The 23837-nt window shown below is 56.8% G+C and carries 21 protein-coding genes; 19 read left to right on the top strand and 2 right to left on the bottom strand.

The features are described 5' to 3' along the window. Window positions 1–55 precede the first annotated feature (55 nt). From G485_RS0102155 to G485_RS0102130, 5 genes are all read left to right on the top strand, one after another. Entirely contained in the window at window positions 56–1114 is a 1059-nt protein-coding gene (locus G485_RS0102155) for a LacI family DNA-binding transcriptional regulator (protein WP_027091170.1), read from the top strand. Window positions 1115–1829: 715 nt separating this feature from the next. Continuing rightward, window positions 1830–2780, top strand: a complete 951-nt coding sequence (locus G485_RS0102145) for a glycoside hydrolase family 113 (protein WP_027091169.1) — start codon at window positions 1830–1832, stop codon at window positions 2778–2780. A gap of 18 nt (window positions 2781–2798) precedes the next feature. After that, entirely contained in the window at window positions 2799–4028 is a 1230-nt protein-coding gene (locus G485_RS0102140) for an AGE family epimerase/isomerase (RefSeq protein WP_027091168.1), read from the top strand. Between the two features lies 1 nt (window position 4029). After that, window positions 4030–5241, top strand: coding sequence for a glycoside hydrolase family 130 protein (locus G485_RS0102135; protein WP_027091167.1), 1212 nt, complete (start codon window positions 4030–4032; stop codon window positions 5239–5241). Window positions 5242–5490: 249 nt separating this feature from the next. Continuing rightward, window positions 5491–6816, top strand: a complete 1326-nt coding sequence (locus tag G485_RS0102130; protein ID WP_027091166.1) for an ABC transporter substrate-binding protein — start codon at window positions 5491–5493, stop codon at window positions 6814–6816. 100 nt (window positions 6817–6916) lie between these two features. Here the strand turns inward: G485_RS0102130 and G485_RS0102125 are convergent, their stop codons facing one another. Next, window positions 6917–7666: a DeoR/GlpR family DNA-binding transcription regulator gene (locus G485_RS0102125; RefSeq protein ID WP_027091165.1), complete on the bottom strand. Its 750-nt coding sequence runs from the start codon at window positions 7664–7666 to the stop codon at window positions 6917–6919. A 308-nt stretch (window positions 7667–7974) separates the two neighbouring features. On the opposite strand from G485_RS0102125, the gene iolA reads away from it, so the two are divergent. The 3 genes from iolA (at window position 7975) to fba (ending at window position 11450) form a co-directional block, all read left to right on the top strand. Then, window positions 7975–9438, top strand: a complete 1464-nt coding sequence (gene iolA / locus G485_RS0102120) for a methylmalonate-semialdehyde dehydrogenase (protein ID WP_027091164.1) — start codon at window positions 7975–7977, stop codon at window positions 9436–9438. Between the two features lie 63 nt (window positions 9439–9501). Further along, window positions 9502–10479, top strand: a complete 978-nt coding sequence (gene iolC, locus G485_RS0102115; RefSeq protein WP_027091163.1) for a 5-dehydro-2-deoxygluconokinase — start codon at window positions 9502–9504, stop codon at window positions 10477–10479. 116 nt (window positions 10480–10595) lie between these two features. After that, on the top strand, window positions 10596–11450 hold the full coding sequence (fba, locus tag G485_RS0102110; RefSeq protein ID WP_027091162.1) for a class II fructose-1,6-bisphosphate aldolase: 855 nt from the start codon (window positions 10596–10598) through the stop codon (window positions 11448–11450). Between the two features lie 71 nt (window positions 11451–11521). Here fba and G485_RS0102105 read toward each other — a convergent pair whose 3' ends face one another. Beyond that, complete coding sequence (locus G485_RS0102105; protein ID WP_027091161.1) at window positions 11522–12274, bottom strand: DeoR/GlpR family DNA-binding transcription regulator; 753 nt, start codon at window positions 12272–12274, stop codon at window positions 11522–11524. Between the two features lie 253 nt (window positions 12275–12527). Between G485_RS0102105 and spoIIP the strand changes: the two genes are divergently transcribed. The 11 genes from spoIIP to G485_RS0102050 all read left to right on the top strand — a co-directional run bounded on the left by spoIIP (window position 12528) and on the right by G485_RS0102050 (window position 23671). Beyond that, complete coding sequence (spoIIP, locus tag G485_RS0102100) at window positions 12528–13814, top strand: stage II sporulation protein P (RefSeq protein WP_027091160.1); 1287 nt, start codon at window positions 12528–12530, stop codon at window positions 13812–13814. 24 nt (window positions 13815–13838) lie between these two features. Then, the gene (locus G485_RS0102095; RefSeq protein WP_027091159.1) at window positions 13839–14201 is read left to right on the top strand and encodes a DUF3679 domain-containing protein; all 363 of its coding nucleotides are present in this window, start codon (window positions 13839–13841) and stop codon (window positions 14199–14201) included. A gap of 100 nt (window positions 14202–14301) precedes the next feature. Next, on the top strand, window positions 14302–16116 hold the full coding sequence (gene lepA / locus G485_RS0102090; protein ID WP_027091158.1) for a translation elongation factor 4: 1815 nt from the start codon (window positions 14302–14304) through the stop codon (window positions 16114–16116). A 94-nt stretch (window positions 16117–16210) separates the two neighbouring features. After that, window positions 16211–17401, top strand: a complete 1191-nt coding sequence (gene hemW / locus G485_RS0102085) for a radical SAM family heme chaperone HemW (protein WP_051317952.1) — start codon at window positions 16211–16213, stop codon at window positions 17399–17401. Window positions 17402–17487: 86 nt separating this feature from the next. After that, entirely contained in the window at window positions 17488–17955 is a 468-nt protein-coding gene (locus tag G485_RS0102080; protein ID WP_027091156.1) for an N-acetyltransferase, read from the top strand. 148 nt (window positions 17956–18103) lie between these two features. Next, window positions 18104–19129, top strand: coding sequence for a heat-inducible transcriptional repressor HrcA (gene hrcA / locus G485_RS0102075; RefSeq protein WP_027091155.1), 1026 nt, complete (start codon window positions 18104–18106; stop codon window positions 19127–19129). A gap of 52 nt (window positions 19130–19181) precedes the next feature. Next, entirely contained in the window at window positions 19182–19817 is a 636-nt protein-coding gene (gene grpE / locus G485_RS0102070) for a nucleotide exchange factor GrpE (RefSeq protein WP_240489036.1), read from the top strand. A gap of 57 nt (window positions 19818–19874) precedes the next feature. Further along, window positions 19875–21713, top strand: coding sequence for a molecular chaperone DnaK (gene dnaK, locus G485_RS0102065; RefSeq protein ID WP_027091153.1), 1839 nt, complete (start codon window positions 19875–19877; stop codon window positions 21711–21713). A 171-nt stretch (window positions 21714–21884) separates the two neighbouring features. Further along, window positions 21885–23006, top strand: a complete 1122-nt coding sequence (dnaJ, locus tag G485_RS0102060; protein ID WP_027091152.1) for a molecular chaperone DnaJ — start codon at window positions 21885–21887, stop codon at window positions 23004–23006. 165 nt (window positions 23007–23171) lie between these two features. Further along, window positions 23172–23336 (top strand): YfhD family protein, encoded by a 165-nt coding sequence (locus tag G485_RS28710; RefSeq protein WP_156922054.1) that lies wholly within the window; start codon window positions 23172–23174, stop codon window positions 23334–23336. A 5-nt stretch (window positions 23337–23341) separates the two neighbouring features. Then, entirely contained in the window at window positions 23342–23671 is a 330-nt protein-coding gene (locus tag G485_RS0102050) for a hypothetical protein (RefSeq protein WP_027091151.1), read from the top strand. Window positions 23672–23837: the final 166 nt, after the last annotated feature.

Here is a 23837-nt window from a genome sequence, read left to right as displayed (position 1 = left end):
AACAAGAGAATTTGTTATCGGCGTAATCGACGCGTGAAGGAAGGGCCGGCTTTTTATGTCCAAAAAAGTAACGATGCAGCAAATTGCCGATCACGTAGGGGTGTCGAAATTCGCCGTCTCCAAAGCATTGGCAGGCAAATCGGGCGTCAGCGCGGATACGCGCGAGAAAATTATCGGAGCGGCAACCCAGCTCGGCTACTTCGCCCAGAAGAAAGCAAAGCCGGGCAGCTACAAGCAAAATCTCGAACCGTCCGGGAAGTCGCAGCGGGATACGATTATCGCGCTCATCCCTAACGTTCGCTACCAGAATCGCCACTCCTTCTATTGGGGCCGAATTATCGACGGCATCACGAACGGCCTCGAAGAGCACCAGCTCGGAATGATGATCGTCACCGAGCATATTACGGACAACTTCACCAAGCTGATCAATCCGGCCGGCGTGCTCGGCCTGATCGGAGTCGGCTTGATCTCCAACCAGCTGCTGCTGGAGATTCGCAATTTGGGCATTCCATTCGTTATGGTCGATCATGAGGACCCGCTTATCCCTTCGGATTCGCTGTTCATGAACAATTACGAATGCATCCGCAGAGTCACGAACTACTTGCTCGGCCAGGGGCACCGAAAGCTGCAGTTTGTCGGCAACATCCGATATTCCCGGAGCTTCGCCGACCGTTGGCTCGGTTACCGATCCATGCTGGAGGAGCAGAACGTGCCGCTGGATCAGTGGCCGGAGCTTCTGTCGTTCGAAGGCGAGAACCGGTCGGAGATGACGGAGGCGCTCGACGCCATCATTCACGATCTCAGGCGGGAGAAGGGGCTGCCGACTGCGTTCGTGTGCGCGAACGATTCGATCGCCATATGCGTCATGACCGTCCTGATGAAGATGGGAATCGATATTCCCGGCCAATGCTCGGTAACGGGCTTTGACAACATCGAGGACGCGGCGATGTCCAAGCCTTCGCTCAGCACGGTTCATGTCAATAAGGAAGCGCTGGGCCAACGGGCCGTCGAGACGCTGCTATGGCGAATCGCGCATCCGGACGGGCCCAAGGAGCGGATTCTGCTGTCCGGCGACTTCGTTCTCCGCGAATCGACGGGGCCGCTGCCTTCGTAACGTTCAAAGCTTAACCGATCTGCCGATCCCGGCGATCGGTTTTTTTGTCTCCCCCAAGCCGATTTGTCGTCCCAAGCCGCCGAAGGCGTTTCCGCTTGATCAATTAGAGTCAACGCGCGAGACGGAACCTTCATAAGCGGCAGCAGACCTCGCGATCGGACCGATGTCTAACGAACCCAGTGAACGTTATTTGGTCAAAATCACGGATTTTGAGACGGTGACGAACTCCAGCATCGCTATTCCATGCAATGGGCGGCATTCTCCCGATTTTTTTCCTCATTAGCGTGGCTGGAGTTCGTTAAAACTGCAAACAAACCATTTGGAAGCACATAAGAACAATAGGATTCGTTAGCAAGACAACCTTGAGGACACAGGGGCTGAAGCCCTACCCCGGCATGGGTTGAACGCCGTCCTAACGATACATGCAATGACCTCATACGTCGTACTGCTCTCCGTAAAGCCTCTTCGCCGCCCCAAGAAGTCGAAGGCGTTTTCGTTTGCCGCCGTTTTCCTATCGCCCCGAGAAAGAGGGGGCGATTCTTGTTTTTCTATATCATTTGTGGCGTTCTATCGGGATGTTTCGGCGTTTTTATTGACATCTTCCCCTTGAATGATAAAATGCAAAATGTATTCGTTATTATTTTAAGAAAACAAAATAATAACAAATCAGAAATAATAGGTTTACAAATTGATGTTTACACAGAGGAGTGAGCCTATGAACGGCTGGACCGAGAAGGTATGCGGCATGACCTGGGGCTGGACGGGCGTCCGCGGCACCTGGGGCGGCGAAGCGGCCCGATTCTCGATGGAGGAGATGGCGAAGCTGGGCGTGAATTGGGTGGCCATCGCCCTGTCCGCGCTGCAGGATACCCCTCAATCGACGACGATCCGGTTTCGCGAGGAGCCGACCGTAACCGACGACGAAGTCCGTTGGGCGATCCGCCAAGCGAAGTCGCTCGGACTCAAAGTGTGCCTCAAGCCGGTCGTCAACTGTGCGAACGGGACGTGGCGCGCCCATATCGGGTTCTTCGACCACGAAGTGCCGGGAGAGCCGAGCTGGAGGGAATGGTTCGCCTCCTACGGCGAATTCATCAAGCATTACGCGGCCATTGCGGAAGAGGAGCAATGCGAGATGTTCTGCGTCGGCTGCGAGATGGTGCAGACGGACAAGCGGGAAGCGGAATGGCGCGCGCTGATCGCCGAGGTTCGCCCGATTTATTCCGGTCTGATCACCTATAATTGCGACAAATACCAGGAAGGCTACGTCAACTGGTGGGATGCCGTCGACATTATTTCGTCCAGCGGCTATTATCCGATCGGCGAATGGGAATCCGAGCTCGACCGGATCGAAGGCGTGCTGAAGAAGTGGAACAAGCCGTTCTTCTTCATGGAAGCGGGATGCCCGAGCCGCGAAGGCTCTCCTCACCGTCCGAACGACTGGTCTTTGCCGGGCGATCCGTCCGAAGAGGCGCAGAAATGCTACTACGAGGACATGTTCGCCGCATGCGCCCGCCGCGACTGGATGCGGGGCTTCATGCTGTGGGATTGGCCGGCGAAGCTGTACGACGCTTCGGAGGCGGCCGCGAACGGCGATTATTGCATGTACGGCAAACAAGCGGCCGCCACGGTACGCGAGCATTACAAGCAAGGTTTGTTGATTACCTGATGGAAAGGCGGGAACAAAATGAGCGGCCTAACGAAGCTAACGGCGCAGCAATGGCGCGAAGAGCTGGAGACGGAGCTAAAGGAAAACATTCTCGGCTACTGGATGAAGCATACGGTCGACAACAAGCACTTCGGCTTCGTCGGAGAGATCAAGAGCAGCGGCGAAGTGCTGGAGGACGCCGACAAGGGGCTGGTGCTCCATGCCCGCATTTTGTGGACGTTCGCTTCCGCCTATCGCCTGTATAAGGACGAAACGTATTTAACGATGGCTAGGCGCGCGCTGGAGACGTTGAAGACGAAGTTCAACGACGCCGAATACGGCGGCTTGTATTGGATGATCGACGTTCAGGGACGGCCGTCCCAGGACAAGAAGCAGGTCTACGGACAAGCGTTCGTCATTTACGCGCTTGCGGAATATGTCCGCGCGACGGGCGACGCGGACGCGCTGGCCTGGGCGGAAGACATCTACCGCCTGATCGAGAAGCACGCGTACGATCCGGTTCATCTCGGCTATGTCGAGGCGCTGGCGCGCGACTGGACGGAGACGCCCGATTTGTCGCTCAGCGGCAAGGATCTGAACGAGCGGAAATCGATGAATACCCATCTGCACGTGCTGGAGGCCTACACGAACCTGTACCGGGTGTGGAAGCCGGAGGGGCTGAGAGCGAAGCTGAAGGAGCTCATTGAAGTTCATCTGGACAAAATCATCGATTCCTCGACCCACCACTTCCTTCTGTTCTTCGACGACGAATGGCAGTCCAAATCGGAACACGTCTCTTACGGACACGATATCGAAGGCAGCTGGCTGCTCTGGGAAGCCGCGGAAGTTCTCGGCGACGAACAATTGCTGCCGAAGGTCAAGGAAGCCGCACTGCAGATGGCCAAGGCCACGCTGGAGCAGGGCGTCGACAAGGACGGCGGCCTGTTCAACGAGTACGACGGCCGTCATCTGGACGATTCGAAGGATTGGTGGCCGCAGGCGGAAGCGATGGTAGGCTTCCTGAACGCGTACCAGCTGTCCGGCAGCGCCGAGTACCTCGAAGCGGCCCAAGGGAGCTGGACGTTCATCACGCGGTTCGTCAGCGACCGCGTCGGCGGCGAATGGCATTGGCAGGTAACCCGCGACGGCGTTCCGGTCGTCTCCGACCATCAGCCGAAGGTCGGCGCCTGGAAGTGCCCGTACCATAACAGCCGGGCTTGCCTGGAAGCGTTGGAAAGATTGAATCTGATCGAGAAGAGGGAAGCATAATATGAGCGAATGGTTGGAACAGTTGAAGAAGCTGTCGGAAGCCCAGGAACGATTGATCGCCCGGCCGAATCCGCCGGTCAAGCCCGGCAACGGCATCTATTACCGTCATGAGCATCCGGTCATCACGAGCGAACATACCCCACTCTATTGGCGTTACGATCTGAACCCGGAGACGAATCCGTTCCTGATGGAGAGACTCGGCGTCAACGCGACGTTCAACCCCGGCGCGATCGAGCTGGACGGCAAGTTCTATCTGATGGTGCGCGTGGAAGGCGTCGACCGCAAATCGTTCTTCGCCGTCGCGGAGAGCGACTCGCCGACCGAAGGGTTCCGCTTCTGGGACTACCCGGTGCTTCTTCCGGAGACCGAGGATCCGGACATCAACGTCTACGATATGCGTCTCGTCAAGCATGAAGACGGCTACATTTACGGCTTGTTCTGTACCGAACGGAAGGATCCGTCGGCTCCGAAGGGAGACACCTCGAGCGCGGTCGCTCAAGGCGGCATTGTCCGCACGAAAGATCTGAAGACATGGGAGCGGCTGCCCGATCTGAAGACGCCTTCCCCGCAGCAGCGCAACGTCGTGCTGCATCCGGAATTCGTGAACGGCAAGTATGCGTTCTACACCCGTCCCCAGGACGGCTTCATCGACACCGGGGCCGGCGGCGGCATCGGCTGGGGCTTGTCGGACAGCATGAATCCCGCGGTCATCGAGCACGAGACGATCGTCGACGAGAAAGTGTACCACACGATCAAGGAAGTGAAGAACGGCCAAGGCCCGGCTCCGATCAAAACCGCCAAGGGATGGCTCCATATCGCGCACGGCGTCCGCAATACGGCGGCAGGGCTGCGGTATGTCGTGTACGCCTTTATGACCGATCTGAACGAGCCGAACAAAGTCATCTACTCCCCGGGAGGCCATCTGATCGCTCCGGAAGGAATCGAGCGCGTCGGCGACGTCTCGAACGTCATCTTCGCGAACGGCGTCATTGCCCGGGACAACGGCGAAGTGTATATTTACTATGCCTCCTCCGATACCCGTTGCCATGTCGCTTCCACAACGATCGACAAGCTGGTGGACTACGTGACGAACACGCCTTCCGATCCGCTTCGTTCCCGCGCTTGCGTCGAGCAGCGTTCCGAGCTGATCGCCCGCAACCTGGAAATCATGCAGCGTCCGGAGTACGCCTTTTTGAAAAAAGCTAACAAATAACTCGAAACAAACGCCCCAGGCCTAACGTTTCAACCTCAAACCCCTCGTTAGAGCGTTTTTAACCGCTTTTTCGAGGGGTTGTAAACTAAAAATATTTATTTGTTATCATAATTGATGACAATAAAAACAAAACGATTGCCTGTTCCTGCTCGCGAAAATGTTTATAATCAAAAAATGAAAGCGATGTCAGCGGCGCTTGCAGCGTGCCGGCAGAGCTGGCAAATATGATAATGGGGGTAGAATTTGAGAATGAAGAAAACCGCATTGACCGTAACCAGCCTTCTGTTGCTGTCGTCCGCGCTTGCAGCCTGCGGAAGCAACAGCAATAACGAATCTTCTTCTCCTTCCGCATCCGGATCGGCGTCTCCGTCGGCATCCGCATCGGGATCCGACAGCGGCGCGGCGAACACGGAACTGAGCGGCAAAATCAAAGTGTTGACGCACCGCACCGACCTCGTCAACGACGGCACGATGGACCGTTACGCGGCGAAGTTCAAGGAGAAATATCCGAACGCGGAGGTCGAGTTCGAAGGCCTTACCAACTACGCAACCGACATCAAAGTCCGCCTGACGACGGGCGAAGCCGGAGACGTCAACATGATCGATTCCGGACTGGCCGCTTCGGAGCTTCCGAAATATTACGAGCCGCTTCCGGATTCGATGTTCGACGGCGTTTACTTCCCGGACTACATGGCGACCGGCGGCAAACGCTACGGCATTGCGACCGGCGTTAACACGCAAGGGATCGTGTACAACAAGCAAGCGTTCAAGAAAGCGGGCATCGACAAAGTGCCGACGACGCTCGACGAGCTGTACGCGGACGCTCAGAAATTGAAAGACGCCGGCATTATTCCGCTTTATCTGAACTATGGCGCGCAATGGCCCGTCTCGAACTGGGGCGAGAACTCCTACGCGTACGTGGCGGGCAACGCGAAATGGACCGACACGCTGCTGTCCTCGGACGCTCCGTTCACGGTTGACGGGCCTTGGGGCAAGCTGATCCAAATCGCCCGCACGTTCGTCGAGAAAGGCTGGGTCGAGAAAGACCTGTCCACGAACAACTGGGAAATGTCCAAGGGCGAAGTGGCCAGCGGCAAAGCGGCCATGTACTTCCTCGGCAACTGGGTCATTCCGCAGCTCGTCGCGGCCGGCGCGAAATCCGAAGACATCGGCTTCTTCCCGCTCCCGTACGACAACAGCGGCAAGTACAACGCACCGCTGGGCGGCGATTACTACATCGGCGTCAGCAAAGACAGCAAGAACAAACAACTGGCTATCGCCTGGGTTGATTTCTTCGTTAAAGAGTCCGGCTACCAAGCCGATTCCGGCATGATGCCGATTCTGAAGTCGCAAACGCCGGACAGCCCGCAATTGGCCGAATTCAAGTCGTTCAACCCGACCTTCATCGAGAGCGAAGCGACGGATCCGAAATATAACGAAATTATGAACAAAGCCGAACTCCCGATCGGCACCGGCGCCATCGACCAAGAGCTGATCACGGCGAAGGATCTGAAAAAAGCGTTCGACGACATGAACAAGAAGTGGGCGGAAGCCAAAAAGGCTCTCGGCTACTAAGTAGCCTCCATTTGAAGAAGCGTTGCAAGGCCTCCCGGCAAATGCCGGGAGGTTTTTGCGTCATTCGCGCGCCTAGCCAAGCTAGGCCCAACTAGCCGGCCTAACCGTGTTTGACTTCGATGCGATGTTCCGCGCAATATTGCTCATACTCTTTCGGAAGCGAATGAGACGTAACGATGATGTCCGCCCGGGAAAGGGGGGCATACGTGAGGAGAGTCGATTTGCCGAATTTGCTCGCATCGGCCAGCACAATGAGTTTTTTGGCTTTCTCGGAAATCAACTTTTTCATTTCGTATTCAAGCGGATCCGAATTGGTCAGCCCGTGCGTGATGCTGACGCCGGCGGCCGCCATAAACGCTTTGTTGATGTTGTATTTATCAAGCGTGCGCGGATCGTCGATGCCGACGAACGATTTCGTTGTTCTCTTGTAGGTATTCCCGACCACCAGCAAATGGATATTCGGCATGTCGGCAACTCCGTTGATCACATCCAGGCTGTTCGTCATGATGGTTAACGGTTGGGCTGGATTCAAATAGTCGACGATGTTTGCAGTCGTGGTTCCGGAATCGATGAAAATCAGATCGTCCTCTTCGATGCAGGAAGCGGCCAAGCGGCCGATGCCGTTCTTCTCGGCTTGGTTCTTGGCGTTTCGCTTTTCAAAGGAAACCAATTCCGTAAAGGACACGACTCCGCCATATACCTTACCGACGGACCCCTTCTCCATGATTTGGGCAATGTCCCGACGAATGGTGTTTTTGGACACGGCAAACCGGAGACAGAGCTCGTCCAACGTCACGTTTTTTCGCGAGTGAATAAACTCTTCGATATCGCGAAGTCGTCTTGCCTTCATTGTCGATTCTCCTGATAATTTTGGTTTGGTTAAAATATAATTTATAACCAAGACATTATCAATAGTTTGTCTACAAAATAACAAAAACATGAAAATGATTATGTTAATCAGCAGACGAAACGTGGTTAATTTGCTCAATCGAAGGCACAAACCAAACAAAATGCATGATTCTATTCGATCATAATTAGACTTGACGGTTATATCTTTATTGGATATCATAAAAATATAACCAAAATATGATCAAAAAAGTTTAAGCTTTGATGGATGTCCGTCCATCCCCACGTGGCAGTTGCGAAAGGAGTCTTAATATGTCGAACGCAAGAAAATTGAAAAATTACATCGGCGGAAAATGGGTGGAGAGCAAGACGACGAAATATGAAGACGTTTACAATCCGGCTACAAAAGAATTGATCTGCCAGGTTCCGATCTCGACCAGGGAAGATGTCGAACATGCGGTGCAGGTGGCCAAGGAAGCTTTCGAGAGCTGGAAAAAGGTTGCCGTGCCCAAACGCGCGCGCGTGCTGTTCCATTATCAGCAACTGCTTCTGGAGCATAAGGACGAATTGGCCCGCCTCATTACCTTAGAAAACGGAAAAAGCCTGACGGAAGCAACGGGCGAAGTGCAGCGCGGCATCGAAAATGTCGAATTCGCAGCCGGCACGCCTTCCTTGATGATGGGAGATTCGCTGTCTTCCATCGCCACGGACATCGAAGCGGTGAATTACCGTTATCCGATCGGAGTCGTCGGCGGCATCGCCCCGTTTAACTTCCCGATGATGGTTCCGTGCTGGATGTTCCCGATGGCGGTCTCGCTCGGAAACACCTTTATCCTCAAGCCTTCCGAGCGGACGCCGTTATTGACGGAAAAGCTGGCGGAGCTCTTCAAGGAGGCAGGTCTTCCGGACGGTGTCTTTAACGTGGTCTACGGGGCTCACGAGGTGGTGAACGGCATTTTGGAGCATCCGGACGTAAAAGCGATTTCATTCGTAGGGTCCAAACCGGTCGGGGAGTACGTGTACAAAAAAGGCAGCGAAAATCTGAAGCGGGTGCAGGCGCTGACGGGAGCGAAAAACCATACGATCGTGCTCGGCGATGCGAACCTCGACGATGCGGTCGCCAATATCGTGACGGCCGCATTCGGTTCGGCTGGAGAGAGATGCATGGCCTGTGCCGTTGTGACGGTGGAAGAGAGCATTGCCGATGAATTTATCGCCCGTCTGAAAGAAAAAACGCTCGGCGTCAAAATGGGCAACGGCCTGGATGACGGCGTTTTTCTGGGACCGGTCATCCGTGAAGAAAATAAACAGCGCACGATCCGCTATATTGAGAAAGGGATCGAAGAAGGAGCCTCGTTGTTGATCGACGGGCGCGAGCGGCTGTCCGACGACGGTTATTTTATCGGACCGACCATCTTCGAGAACGTGACGCCCGAGATGACCATCTGGAAAGACGAGATCTTTGCGCCTGTGCTTTCCGTCATCCGTGTCCGAAATTTGAAAGAAGCCGTTGAAATCGCCAACCGGTCCGAATTTGCAAACGGCGCTTGCCTGTTCACGACGAATGCGCATTCCATCCGTTACTTCCGCGAAAATATCGATGCGGGCATGCTGGGAATCAACCTGGGCGTTCCGGCGCCGATGGCTTTCTTCCCGTTTTCCGGATGGAAATCTTCGTTTTACGGCACGCTTCACGCCAACGGCAAAGACAGCGTCGATTTCTATACCCGCAAAAAAGTCGTCACCGCGCGCTACGCCGAACCGGTGTTCGATTAACGGCAACGATCCCGCCCGCGAATGGATTTAAAACCGCAAATAACGTTGAGGAGCTGTCAGCCGATGAATGATGAAGCCAATATGGCCAAAAGCTTCGATCTGATCGCCATTGGAAGAGCTTGCATCGATCTGAACGCCGTGGAATACAACCGGCCGATGGAAGAGACCTTGACCTTCTCCAAGTATGTGGGGGGATCTCCCGCCAATATTGCGATCGGCATTGCCAGACTGGGGCTTAAAGCCGGATTTATCGGGAAAATTGCGGACGATCAGCATGGCCGCTTTATTAAAAAATATATGGGCGATGCCGGCGTCGATACGTCGCAGCTGATCGTGGACCGGGAAGGGCACAAAACCGGACTGGCGTTTACGGAAATTAAAAGCCCGGAGGAGTGCAGCATCTTGATGTACCGCGACGAGGTGGCGGATTTATATTTGAAGCCCGAAGAAGTCGACGAAAACTACATCCGGCAAGCCCGACTCCTGCTTGTTTCCGGTACGGCGCTGTCCCGAAGCCCTTCCAGGGAAGCGGTCCTGAAAGCGATTCAATTGGCGAAGCGAAACGGGGTGAAGGTCGTATTCGAATTGGACTACCGTCCTTATACTTGGAAGTCCAAGGAAGAAACCGCGCTATACTACGCTCTTGTGGCGGAGCGGTCCGATATTGTCATCGGAACGAGAGACGAATACGACATGATGGAAAACCGGGAAGGCGGAACAAACGAGGAGACGACCCGCCATTTGTTCCGGCACACGCCGGAGCTTGTCGTCATCAAGCACGGCGTCGAAGGCTCTTACGCCTACACCCGGTCGGGCGGCGTCTTCCGGGCCCGCGCCTATAAAACCAAGGTGCTGAAAACATTCGGCGCCGGGGATTCTTATGCTTCCGCATTCCTGTTCGCCCTGCTTCAAGGCAAAGACATCGAAACGGCGCTGAAATACGGAAGCGCTTCGGCATCCATTGTCGTCAGCAGGCACAGTTCCTCCGAAGCGATGCCCCAGGTGCACGAAATTGAAGCGTTGATCGCCGATCAGCGTTAAAGGAGAGAGCAGACGTTCATGGGCGGCAAAATCCGACGAACGACGGCGCGCCTTCATGCTGAAAAAATCAAAGTGGGATTGGGGATCAGCCAAATCCATGACGGAGGCGATGTCGCATGGCCTTGGTATCGATGAAGGAATTGTTGATTCAAGCCAAGCAGGAACAATATGCGATCGGCCAGTTTAATATAAACGGACTTTCCTGGGTGCATGCCGTTCTCGATGCCGCACAAGAAGAAGCCTCTCCGGTCATTGTCGCGGCATCCGACCGTTTGATCGACTATCTGGGCGGATACAAAACGGTTGCGGCCATGGTGAGAGCGATGATCGAAGAAAAGCGCATTGCGGTGCCTGTTGTCCTTCATTTGGATCATGGCCGAACCGTTGACAATTGCTTGAAAGCGATAGAAGCCGGGTTCAGCTCGGTCATGTTCGACGGTTCTCACGGGCCTATCGATCAAAATATTCGGGATACGAAGCGGGTGGTCGAATATGCGGCCGCTTACGGCGTGTCCGTAGAAGCGGAAGTGGGCACCGTTGGCGGCATGGAGGACGGCTTGATCGGAGGAATCCGATACGCCGATCTGCAAGAGTGCAAGCGGATGGTCGAGGAGGCCCGGATCGACGCCCTGGCGGCAGCCCTCGGTTCCGTGCATGGAAACTATCAAGGCGAACCGAAGCTCGGATTTGAAGAAATGGAGGCCATCTCAAAGGCCGTATCCATTCCGCTTGTCCTTCACGGCGCCTCGGGGATCCCTCCTTGGCAATTGCAAAAAGCGATTCGGCTCGGTCACGCGAAAATAAATATCAATACCGAATGCGTGACAGCCTGGACGGCCGAACTGCGGAAAACGCTGGCGGATCATCCGGAAACGACCGACCCGAGAACCTTATTGACTCCGGCACGCTCCATTCTAAAAGAAACCGTAAAAAACAAAATCCGGGAATTCGGGTCAAACGGAAAAGCATAACCGAAGCTGTCCCTTTCAAGGCGATGCGCACTTGGGGGACAGCTTTTTATTTTGGGAAATTTAAGGGGGTCTTACGGCGTAACAATTGTAATCTGGTGCTGCAAAGCATACTGATTATATTTTTCGCTCGGTTTGCTGTTGGTCACGATATAGTCGATATCGCTCAACGAGCAAAAAGTTGTCAAGGCGGACTTGTCGAACTTACTGTCGTCGATCAACAAGAACACTTTCAGACTTTTCTTGACGACCGTATTCTTGATTTCGGTTTCCAACGGAGAAGAGTTGGTGACTCCGTTTTCCACGGAGATGCCCGTCGAAGCTATGAAAGCTTTATTAATATTGTATCTTTGCAAAGGCTCCACGCTTTGAAAGCCGACAAACGAATTGGTTTTTCGTTCGAAGATGCCTCCGGTCGAGAAAATCGTCAGCGATGGATAAGGCTTCGCTTCATAGATAAAATCAAAATTGTTGGTAATAACCGTAAGGTGCTTGCTTTTAATATAAGGAAGCATCTCCAAGGTGGTCGTACCCGAGTCGATAAAAATAACGTCCCCGTCTTCAACAAATTCGGCGGCCAGCCTTCCGATTTCCTGTTTTTTGGTCAGGTTTTGATCCTTTCTTTCGTTAAAAACGACCAATTTGGAGTGATTGACGGACACCCCCCCGTATACTTTTTTGAGGACCCCGGAGTCGACCAGCTGCTGAATATCTCTTCGGATCGTATTCTTCGATACGCCGAAATGCTCAACCAATTCATCAAGCGAAACCGATTCATGTTCGTATACATACTCCTTAATTTGATTGATCCGCTGTGTTTTGATCATCTTTTGATTCTCCTAAGGTTGATATCGGACTTTATTCGAAAAAATGATTAACTGTTGAAAATCATTCTGTACATTTTGATTAGAATTATAACACATGAAATGAACTTCGCCATCCAATCCCCTAAGGCCTAATCCGCCTTGTCAGGCGCGTTTAAAGCCGTTCTATCATTCTCGATTCTCTCATATACTTCAACATCACCTGATAAAAGAGAGACTCCTTCTACTACGGCTGAGTTTCCATGGGAGGAAGAGAATGAAACGAATCGTCGTCGTGCGCGGCCGCAAACGGAACCGGTACGGTTCCAGGCACTATCTCGCTACTGGCAAAGCCTATATCACATTAAGTCTCGTCTCCACGGTCTTGTTCCTCGTTCTCGGCTTGGGCGGCGCGGTCCAGAACAAGCTGGCGGCTTCGCCCGTGCAGTCGATGAAGGGGTTCGCCGCTTCGGTGTCGGGCGCCTTTTTTACCTCTCTATTAGGTATGGAATTGCCGCATATGGACAAGCAAGTAGAAGAGGGGTCTCCATTCTCGGCAAGGAAGGTGGCGTCGTTCCTCGTCCGCTTCCTGACCGATCTGAATCCGGACGACCCGAAGAGCCTCTTGGAGATGGGCATGCCCGGCGTCGGCAAAGACAGCGCCGTGCTGCTCCGCCCAGGCTCGGGCGGCGACCTGGAGGCGCCCGAGGATCGCGGGCCGGAAGCCGGCAGCGACGCCGACGCGGAGCCGGGGGCCGATACGGCCCCGGACGGCGGGGACGGTTCGCCGGCGGACGAGTCGCCGCCTGCCGAATCGCCGGACGCCTCCCCTTCCGGGGAAGCGCAGCCTTCCCCGCAGGAAGCACAGGAGGAACCGCCGGCTTCGCCGCAACCGGACGGGCGCAAGGTCGTCTTCATCTACCATTCGCACAACCGGGAATCGTGGTTTCCGGAATTGAAGGCCGGAACGAAGGACCCGAATTCGGGCAAAATCAACGTGACGCTCGTCGGGAAGCGGATGGCCGATCAGCTGGAGCGCCTCGGCGTCGGCACCGTGCATTCCGACCGGGACTATTCGTCGACGGTCAAAGATTACAATTGGAATTTTTCCTACAAATATTCGTTGCAGACGGTCAAGGAAGCGATGGCGGACAACAAGGACTTGAAGTTCTTCTTCGACATTCACCGCGATTCCCAGCACCGGAAGATGACGACGGCGACGATCGACGGTGTCGATTACGCTCAAGTCTACTTTATTATCGGTCATAAAAATCCGAATTGGGAGAAGAACGAAGCGTTCGCCAATTCGATTCATCAAATTTTGGAGAAGGAATATCCCGGCTTGTCCAGAGGGATCTGGGGCAAGACGGCGGCGACGGGCAACGGGGAATACAACCAGTCGCTCGCGCCGGACAGCGTGCTGATCGAGATCGGGGGCGTGGACAACACGCTGGCGGAATGCTATCGGACGGCGGACGTGCTGGCGAAAGCGATCGCCCGGTTGTACTGGGAGCAGGAAGGTGCCGAGAAGACGGGCGGGGCGGTTGCGTCAAAGCAGCCTTAATTCGAGTGAAGGAGGCACGATCAAATGGGACGGGATGTGTTCAAGCTGTTGCTCGTCGGCGGGGCGATCGCCTTCGCCGTCATGTTCGGCATGGAGTTGGCGTCGAGCGGCATCAACACCGTTTACGGCCCGGTGGACGCCGCGTCCGGCGCAGCATCCACGGGCCGGGCGGAGGAACCCGCACTGAGCCCGCCCGCGACTGCCGGGCGGTTCGGGAGCGAGCCTCCCGGCATCTCGCTGAACGGGACGGAGGAAGCTCAAATTCCCCGGCTCGACCATAAGCCCATCATTAACAAAATCGCCAGCGGAACGGCGGAAATGCTGCAAAATGCGTCCAGGGGCGGCATCCGGTTCATCGTCGGCCTGTTCGACAAGTCGACCAACTGAAGATTGAGCGGATGGACGTTTCCTTCATTGCTGCTCCGCCGATCCGTTGCTATAATAGATTGGATAGCCGCACGTTGCGTGAAATCGGTGGAGGGTATACATGGCAGACAATCAACGGAAACAAAGCCATATTCGCAATTTTTGCATTATCGCGCATATCGACCACGGCAAATCGACGCTGGCCGACCGCATATTGGAATATACCGGAACGCTCACGTCCCGCGAGATGCAGGATCAGATTCTCGACTCGATGGATCTGGAGCGCGAACGGGGCATTACGATCAAGCTGCAGGCGGTCCGGCTGCAATACAAGGCGGACGACGGCGAGACGTATACGCTGCACCTGATCGACACGCCCGGACACGTCGACTTCACGTACGAGGTGTCCCGCAGTCTCGCCGCCTGCGAAGGCGCGCTGCTCATCGTGGACGCCGCGCAGGGGATCGAGGCGCAGACGCTGGCGAACGTCTATCTGGCCCTCGACAACAACTTGGAGATTTTGCCGGTCGTCAACAAGATCGATCTGCCGAGCGCGGAGCCGGAGCGGGTGAAGCAGGAGATCGAGGACGTCATCGGCCTCGACGCCAGCGACGCCGTCCTCGCTTCCGCCAAGAACGGCATCGGCATCAAGGAAATTTTGGAACAGGTCGTGACCAAAATTCCGCCGCCGCAAGGCGATATCAACGCCCCGCTGAAGGCGCTCATTTTCGACTCGCACTATGACGCTTACAAAGGCGTCGTCTGCTACATCCGGGTCATCGACGGCACGATCCGCGCCGGCACGCCGATCAAGTTCATGGCGACGGGCGCCACGTTCGACGTCGTCGAGGTCGGCACGTTCAAGCCGCGGGCGACCGTCGTCGACGAGCTCGGTCCGGGCGATGTCGGCTACGTCACCGCTTCGATCAAGAACGTGAAGGACACGCGCGTGGGCGACACGGTGACGAACGCGAAGAACCCGACGCCGGAGCCGCTTCCGGGCTACAAGCGGATCAATCCGATGGTGTTCTGCGGGCTGTATCCGATCGATTCGTCGGATTACAACGATCTGCGCGACGCGCTCGAGAAGCTGGAGCTGAACGACGCATCGCTTCGCTTCGAGCCGGAGACGTCCCAGGCGCTCGGCTTCGGCTTCCGCTGCGGCTTCCTCGGCATGCTCCATATGGAGATTATTCAGGAGCGGATCGAGCGCGAATTCAACATTCCGCTCATTACGACCGCGCCGAGCGTTATTTACAAAGTGACGCTGACGAGCGGCCAGCAGCTCGAAATCTCCAACCCTTCGGAATATCCGGAAGCGGGCAAGCTGGACTTCGTCGAAGAGCCATACGTGAAGGCGTCCATCATCGTCCCGAAGGATTTCGTGGGGCCGATCATGGAGCTGTGCCAGAGCAAGCGCGGCGAGTTCATCGACATGCAGTATCTCGACACGAACCGGGTGACGCTCAAATACGACATTCCGCTGGCGGAGATCGTTTACGACTTTTTCGACCAGCTCAAATCGAGCACGAAGGGCTACGCTTCGTTCGACTACGAACTGTCGGGCTACCGGCAATCGAATCTGGTCAAAATGGACATTCTGCTCAACGGCGAGAAGGTCGACGCGCTGTCGTTCATCGTGCACCGCGACCGGGCGTATCAGCGCGGGCGGGTCATTTGCGAGAAGCTGAAGGAACTCATTCCGCGCCAGATGTTCGAGGTGCCGATCCAGGCCGCGATCGGGCAGAAGGTCATCTCCCGCGAGACGATCAAGGCGATGCGCAAAAACGTCCTCGCCAAGTGCTACGGCGGCGACATCTCGCGGAAGCGCAAGCTGCTCGAGAAGCAGAAGGAAGGCAAGAAGCGGATGAAGCAGGTCGGCAGCGTCGAGGTGCCGCAGGAAGCGTTCATGGCCGTCTTGAAAATCGACGAGTAGTTTCCATTGTATAGCCGTTATCGCGAATGAACCGGGAGACCGGTTCATTCCTGTTCCCGCAGGGAAAGGAGGTTCATCCATGTCCATAGGTCCCATGGTTCAACCGCAAGGAGACGCTCCGCCCGCGCCGCTGCACGGGTGGACGCCCCGCGCGCTCTATATTCACATTCCTTTCTGCACGAACAAATGCTTCTACTGCGACTTTAACTCCTACGTCGTCGAAGGGCAGCCGGTCGACGCCTATCTGGATGCGCTTGAGCGGGAGATGGAGCGGACGGTCGCCGCTCTTCCGCCCGAGACGATCCGCAAGGTGTTCGTCGGCGGCGGAACGCCGACCGTGCTGACGCCGGCGCAGATGACGCGCTTCCTCGATTCCGTCGCCCGGCATTTTCCGGTGGCGCCGGGCGCGGAGTTCACGATGGAAGCGAATCCGGGCACGACGGATCCGGCCAAGCTGGAAGCGATGCGGGCGGGCGGCGTCAACCGGATCAGCTTCGGGGCGCAATCGTTCGACAACGGGCTGCTCGCCGCGATCGGCCGCATTCACGAAGCGGACGACGTCGTGCGGAGCATAGAGAACGCGCGCCGGGCGGGTTTTACGAATTTATCGATCGACTTGATGTTCGGCCTGCCGAGGCAGACGCTGGAGCAGCTGAAGGATAGCGTGGAGAAGGCGCTGGAGCTGGATTTGCCCCACTATTCGCTCTACAGCCTCAAAGTGGAGGAGAACACGCTGTTCCACCGGCTGTACGAGCGGGGAGAGCTGCCTTTGCCGGAGGAAGATGTGGAAGTCGCGATGTACGAGCATTTGCGCGAACGTCTCGGCCGGGCCGGCTACAAGCAGTACGAGGTCAGCAATTTTGCGAAGCCGGGCTTCGAGAGCCGGCACAACGGCACGTATTGGCGCAACGAGCCGTATTACGGGCTCGGAGCCGGAGCGCACGGCTACGCACGGGGCGAGCGGCATATGAACGTGAAGGGTGTCCAGGCTTATATCGACGCCGCCGCGATCGGGCTTCCCCGCAAGGAGACGCACACCGTCACCGTGCGGGAAGCGATGGAAGATTTTATGATGGTCGGGCTTCGGCTGCTGGACGGCGTTCGGGAAGCGGATTTCCGCCGGCAGTTCGGAGGCGCCGCGAGCGAGGACGTCTTCGGCGAGGTGCTGGCGAAGCTGCGGGAGCAGGGGCTGCTCGAGCGCTTCGGCGAAGGCGAGGCGGCCGGCTATCGGCTGACGGAGAAAGGCATTCCGCTCGGCAACGAGGTGTTCGGGGCGTTCTTGTAATAAAAATCTCTCTTGAGTTATCATTCGCTCTGTTGTATATTTATTCACATCGATTGATATTCGGAGAGAGGAAAGAAGGGACTCGCGTGAACTCGACCATCGCCTGCCGCAAGGCGCTGCCTGCGGACGTCGACGCTTTGCACGACCTTATTCAAGCGTACGCCGCACAAGGAATCATGCTTCCGCGGTCCAGAGAGGCGCTGCTGCGCCACATCGATTCTTTCTTCGTCGCCGAAGAAGCGGGGAAACTGATCGGCTGCGGTTCCCTTTTCCGGCTTGGCGCCGATCTGGTGGAGATTCGTTCCTTGGGTATGGCCGAAGGCTATAAGGGCAAAGGGCTCGGGACGATGATCGTGAATGCGCTGATCGAGGAAGCGAGAGCGCTGCGGGTGCCGAAAATTATGGCGCTCACGTACGCGGTCGATTTTTTCGTCAAAAACGGGTTCCAGGTTGTGGAGAAGGAAATTTTCCCCGAGAAAGTTTGGACCGACTGCGTTCATTGCAGCAAGCAGCATTGCTGCGACGAGATCGCCGTCGTCAAGGTGCTCGACTGAGCGCCGATTCGAAGCTTGCTTTAACTGCGCAATCAGGCCAAATCGACCGTTCGTTCTTGACAACGACCGGAACGGTTTGGTATTTTTGTAGTAGCGATTAGCACTCGATCTAGCTGAGTGCTAACGAGACCAGGAAGGGGGATGCGGCATGCTGAGCGAGCGCCAGAGAATGATCCTTACCGCCATTGTCGACGACTATATCCGGTCCGCCGAACCGGTAGGTTCGCGCAGTATATCCAAGCGGGGCGATGTGGCGTACAGTCCGGCCACGATCCGCAACGAGATGGCCGATCTGGAAGAACTCGGTCTGCTGGAGCAGCCGCACACGTCCGCCGGTCGAATCCCTTCCAATAAAGGCTACCGCTACTACGTGGATCACCTGATTCGCCTTGGCGGCATCGGGGAGCAGGACATGCTCAAGATTCGCAGCTTCTTCGCCGAGAAGATGAACATGTGGGAGGAAGTGGTCGGTCATGCCGCGACCATTCTGTCGCAATTGACGAACTACACTTCGATCGTTCTCGGTCCGGAGATGTTCAACACCACTTTGAAGCATTTCCAATTGGTTCCGATCAACGAGACGTCCGCCGTCGCGATCATCGTGACGAGCACCGGACATGTCGAGCATCGGACCGTCGCCATTCCGGAAGGAATCGGCATGGACGACATCCAGAAGATCGTCAACCTGCTGAACGCCAAGCTGGCGAACGTGCCTTTCATCAAGGTGAAGTCGGTGCTGCACAGCGAGGTCGGCAAGGAGCTGAGCCGCTTCGTCGACCGTTGCGAGCACATTCTTCAAGTGCTGGAGACCGCACTCGCGGAAAACCAGGAGCCGAAGATCTTCCTAAGCGGCGCCACGAACATTATGACGCAGCCGGAATTCAAGGATGTCGATAAAGTCAAGAACATTCTGGACACGCTGGAGGAGACCTCGAAGCTGATGCAGCTGTTCCAGGCCCTTCCGGAAGGCATACAAGTGCGGATCGGCACGGAAAACTCGGTCGAAGCGATCAATCAATGCAGCTTGATTACGGCCACTTATTCCTATGAGGGACAGTCTCTCGGGACGATCGGCATTCTGGGCCCGACGCGAATGGATTACGGCAAGGTCATCAGCCTTTTGGACTTCATGTCCAAGGACTTGGCCCTTTTCATGGCCCGTTGGTACAAATAGGGCGGGGTATAGCCTCCATCTCCCGGAGGCACGGTAAGGAGGTGAATCCTGCGTGAGCAGCCAAGAGACGAAGGAGCAGGAAATGATGGAAGAAGAACAACGCGAAGAAGCGAAAGCCGCCGCAGAAGAGGCGAACGAAGCCGGAACGGCCGAAGCGTCGGCCGAGGCTGCGGAAGCCGCGGAAGCGGCGGAAGCGACGGAAGCGACGGAAGCGACGGAGGAGACGCCCGCACAGGACGATCCGAGAATCGCCGAGCTGCAGCAGAAGGTTGAAGAGTACAACAACCGCATCCTCCGGGCGCAGGCGGACTTCGACAATTTCCGCCGCCGCACGCTCAAAGAGAAGGAAGAGTTGGCCCAATACGCTTCCCTGAAGCTGATCACCCAATTGCTGCCGGTCGTGGACAACTTCGGCCGTGCCTTGCAGACGAGCGGAGAACAGACGGACAGCCAATCGTTCCTCAAAGGCGTGGACATGATCTACCGCCAGTTGTGGCAAGTGTTGGAGAACGAAGGGCTGAAGGCGATGGATCCCGTCGGCCAGCCGTTCGATCCGGAAGTTCACCAAGCGATCATGCAGGTGGAGTCCGACGAGTACGAGGAAGGGACGGTCGTGGAAGTGGTGCAGCCGGGCTACTGGCTCAAGGACAAGGTCATTCGCCCCGCCATGGTCAAGGTCAGCGGGTAATAGCAGCAGCGACTATACTTAACCGGCGTCTAACGATACGAGGAGGAAATATACATTATGAGCAAAGTCATTGGCATTGACTTGGGAACGACGAACTCTTGCGTAGCCGTCATGGAAGGCGGCGAAGCCGTCGTTATCCCCAATCCCGAAGGCAACCGCACGACCCCTTCGGTCGTCGGCTTCAAGAAAGACGGGGAACGCATTATCGGCGATACCGCCAAGCGTCAAGCGATCACCAACCCCGAGCGTACGATCATTTCGATCAAGCGCCATATGGGGACCAACCACAAAGTCAAAATCGACGACAAGGAATATACGCCGCAGGAAATTTCCGCGATGATTCTGCAGAAGCTCAAAGCGGACGCGGAAGCTTACCTGGGCCAACCGGTTACTCAAGCGGTTATCACGGTTCCCGCATACTTTAATGACAGCCAGCGCCAAGCGACCAAGGATGCGGGCAGCATCGCCGGCCTGGAAGTGCTCCGGATCGTCAACGAGCCGACGGCGGCCGCTTTGGCGTACGGCCTCGAGAAGCAAGAGGATCAAACGATTCTCGTCTTCGACCTCGGGGGCGGTACGTTCGACGTCTCCATCCTTGAGCTGGGCAACGGCTTCTTCGAAGTTAAGGCCACGAGCGGCGACAACCACCTGGGCGGCGACGATTTCGACCAGGCGATCATGGAATGGCTGGCCGCCGAATTCAAGAAGGAGCACGGCGTCGATCTGCTGAAGGACAAAGCGGCATCGCAACGTCTGAAGGACGCGGCGGAGAAGGCGAAGAAGGAGCTGTCCGGCGTCGTCTCGACGACGATCTCCCTTCCGTTCATTACGATGGTCGACGGGGTTCCGCAGCACTTGGAACTGACGCTGACCCGGGCCAAATTCGACGAATTGACCGCCCATCTGGTCGAGCGCACGATGGGGCCGACTCGCCAAGCGCTGTCCGATGCGGGTCTTACCGCTTCGCAAATCGACAAGGTCGTCCTCGTCGGCGGCTCTACGCGGATTCCGGCCGTTCAGGAAGCGATCAAGCGCCTCATCGGCAAAGAGCCGCACAAGGGCGTTAACCCGGACGAAGTCGTCGCGCTCGGCGCGGCCGTTCAAGCGGGCGTCCTGACGGGCGAAGTCAAAGACGTCGTCCTGCTCGACGTCACCCCGCTCTCCCTCGGTATCGAGACGGCCGGCGGCGTCATGACGAAGATGATCGACCGCAACACGACGATTCCGACGAGCAAATCGCAGGTGTTCTCCACGTTCGCCGACAACCAGACGCAGGTCGAAATCCACGTTCTGCAAGGCGAACGCGCGATGGCGCGCGACAACAAGACGCTCGGCCGCTTCATTCTGAGCGACATTCCGCCGGCGCCGCGCGGCATTCCGCAGATCGAAGTCACCTTCGACATCGACGCCAACGGCATCGTTAACGTCTCGGCGCTCGACAAGGGCACCGGCAAGAGCCAGAAAATTACGATTACCTCTTCCAGCGGCCTCAGCAAGGAAGAGATCGAACGGATGCAGAAGGAAGCCGAGCTGCACGCCGAAGAAGATGCGAAGCGCCGCGAGCTGATCGAAGCGAAAAACTCCGCCGACCAACTCGTCTACACGGTCGAGAAGACGATCAAGGATCTCGGCGACAAGGTCGACGCGAGCGAAGTGTCCAAAGCCGAGGCGGCCAAAGAGAAAGTGAAGAAGGCGCTGGAAGGCGAAAACCTCGACGAGATCAAATCCGCGACCGAAGAGCTGACCCAGATCGTGCAGCAGCTGTCCGTTAAGCTGTACGAGCAAGCGGCTCAGGCGCAGCAAGGCGCGCAAGACGCCGGCGCGGCCGACTCGTCTCCGAAGAAGGACAACGTCGTCGACGCCGACTACGAAGTCGTGGACGAAGACAAGAAATAAGCGGGTTGATTGAAAAACCGAAAGTCAAAGCATGTCCCTTTGCCGCTTTTTGCGCTGAATGGTCTCTTCTGCCGACTACGAACCGTCCATCGGCGGCACTTTGAAGAGATCTGACGCAGCGCAATACCGGCAACCGGATCAGGCTTTGACTTTCCTCATGGAGGTGGAGAAGTGGCCGACAAAAGAGACTACTATGAGGTGCTGGGCCTTGGCCGGAACGCCTCCGCGGACGAGATCAAGAAGGCGTACCGCAATTTGGCGCGCAAATACCACCCGGACGTCAACAAGGAGCCGGATGCGGAACAGAAGTTCAAGGAAGTCAAGGAAGCCTATGACGTCCTGAGCGACGACCAGAAGCGCGCCCGCTACGACCAGTACGGGCACGAGGACCCGATGGCCGGCTTTGGCGGAGGAGGAGCCGCCGACTTCGGCGGCGGCTTCGGGGACATCTTCGACATGTTTTTCGGCGGCGGCGGCCGGCGCGACCCGAACGCGCCGCAGCGCGGCAACGACCTGCAATATACGATGACGATCGAGTTCAAGGAAGCGGTGTTCGGCAAAGAGACGGACATTACGATTCCCCGCACCGAGACGTGCGATACGTGCCACGGCAGCGGAGCCAAGCCGGGAACGAGGATCGAGAATTGTTCCGTCTGCCGGGGCACCGGCCAGCAGGAAGTGGCCCAGAACACGCCGTTCGGCCGGATCGTTAACCGGCGCACCTGCTCGGCGTGCGGAGGCCGGGGCAAAATCATCCGCGAGCGCTGCACGACTTGCAGCGGCAGCGGCCAGGTGAAGCGCAACCGGAAGATTCACGTCAAAATTCCGGCCGGCGTCGACGACGGCTCGCAGCTTCGCATCAGCGGAGAAGGCGAGAGCGGGCTGCGCGGAGGTCCTCCGGGCGACCTGTACCTCGTGCTGCGCGTCAAGCCCCACGACTTTTTCGAGCGGGATGGCGACGATATTTATTGCGAAGTGCCGCTGACGTTCACGCAGGCGGCCTTGGGCGACGAGATCGAAATTCCGACGCTGACCGAGAAGGTCAAGCTGAAAATTCCGAGCGGCACGCAGACCGGAACGTATTTCCGGCTCAAAGGCAAGGGCGTGCCCAAGCTGCGGGGCTACGGTCAAGGCGACCAGCATGTCAAAGTGACGGTCGTGACGCCTACGCAGCTGACCGAGGAGCAGAAGGAGCTGCTTCGGGAATTTGCCGCGAAGAGCGGCGAATCGACGAACGAGCAGCACCAGACGCTGTTCGAACGGATGAAAAAAGCGATTCTCGGCGACGGATAACGATAAACGAAAAACCGGCTGTCTGGCGGATTCCGATCCGCTGGCGGCCGGTTTTCGCTTGTTCGCGATTCAAAGTCTTTGCCGAACGAATAAGGGCCGGAAGCCGGACGCAAACTACCGCAATGAACGGCCGCCGTTAGCCGGAGGCCGAAGGAGGTTGCGATGATGAGCGAACAAGAGCGAGAGATAACGTTGGCTTCCGGGGCTTTACCGACGGCCAAAGCGGAAGATGTGGAGTTTGCGGGCGAGCTGGCGGACGAAGAGGATCGCGAAGCGCAGCGCCGGGCGGCCGAAGCCGACCGCAGAGCCGCCGAATACGAAGGAGAGTGACGGCTTTGGACATGCAGCCGCTGCACGCCAGCTTCGACGACCAGGACCAGGCGGAAGAGGCGATCCGCAAGCTGGCTTCGCTCCGAGGGAACCGGTTCCGCATGGAGCGGGCCGTTCACGGCGACGATTTCGGCTCGGGAGCCGCCGTCGCTCCCGCCGCCGGAACGATGAACGAGCTCGCAGGCGAGCTGCTGGCCGGCTCCTCCATCGAAGCCGGCGCGGAGCTCGGACACGAGCCGCCCGCCGCGCTTTTCAGCTTATCGCTCGACATTCCGGCGGAGGCGGCGAAGCAGGCGCGCAAAGTGATCGAGCAAGCCGGCGGCCGGGTGCATTGAGCGAACGGCCGGCTCGGCGAGGAGCCCGCTTCGGAATTTCGGGTGGACGCTTCCAAAAGGCTTTCGCAAACGAGCATGGGTCGCCCTTAAGCCGATTTGTCGGCTTCATGGAGCGATCCTTTTTTATACCCGGCACGAGCTTGTTCGTTCCTTGCGCTGCGCCGTT

The organism is Cohnella thermotolerans DSM 17683 (assembly GCF_000429825.1).
Classification (GTDB): domain Bacteria; phylum Bacillota; class Bacilli; order Paenibacillales; family Paenibacillaceae; genus Cohnella; species Cohnella thermotolerans.
This window is presented reverse-complemented; position numbering and strand designations above follow the sequence as displayed.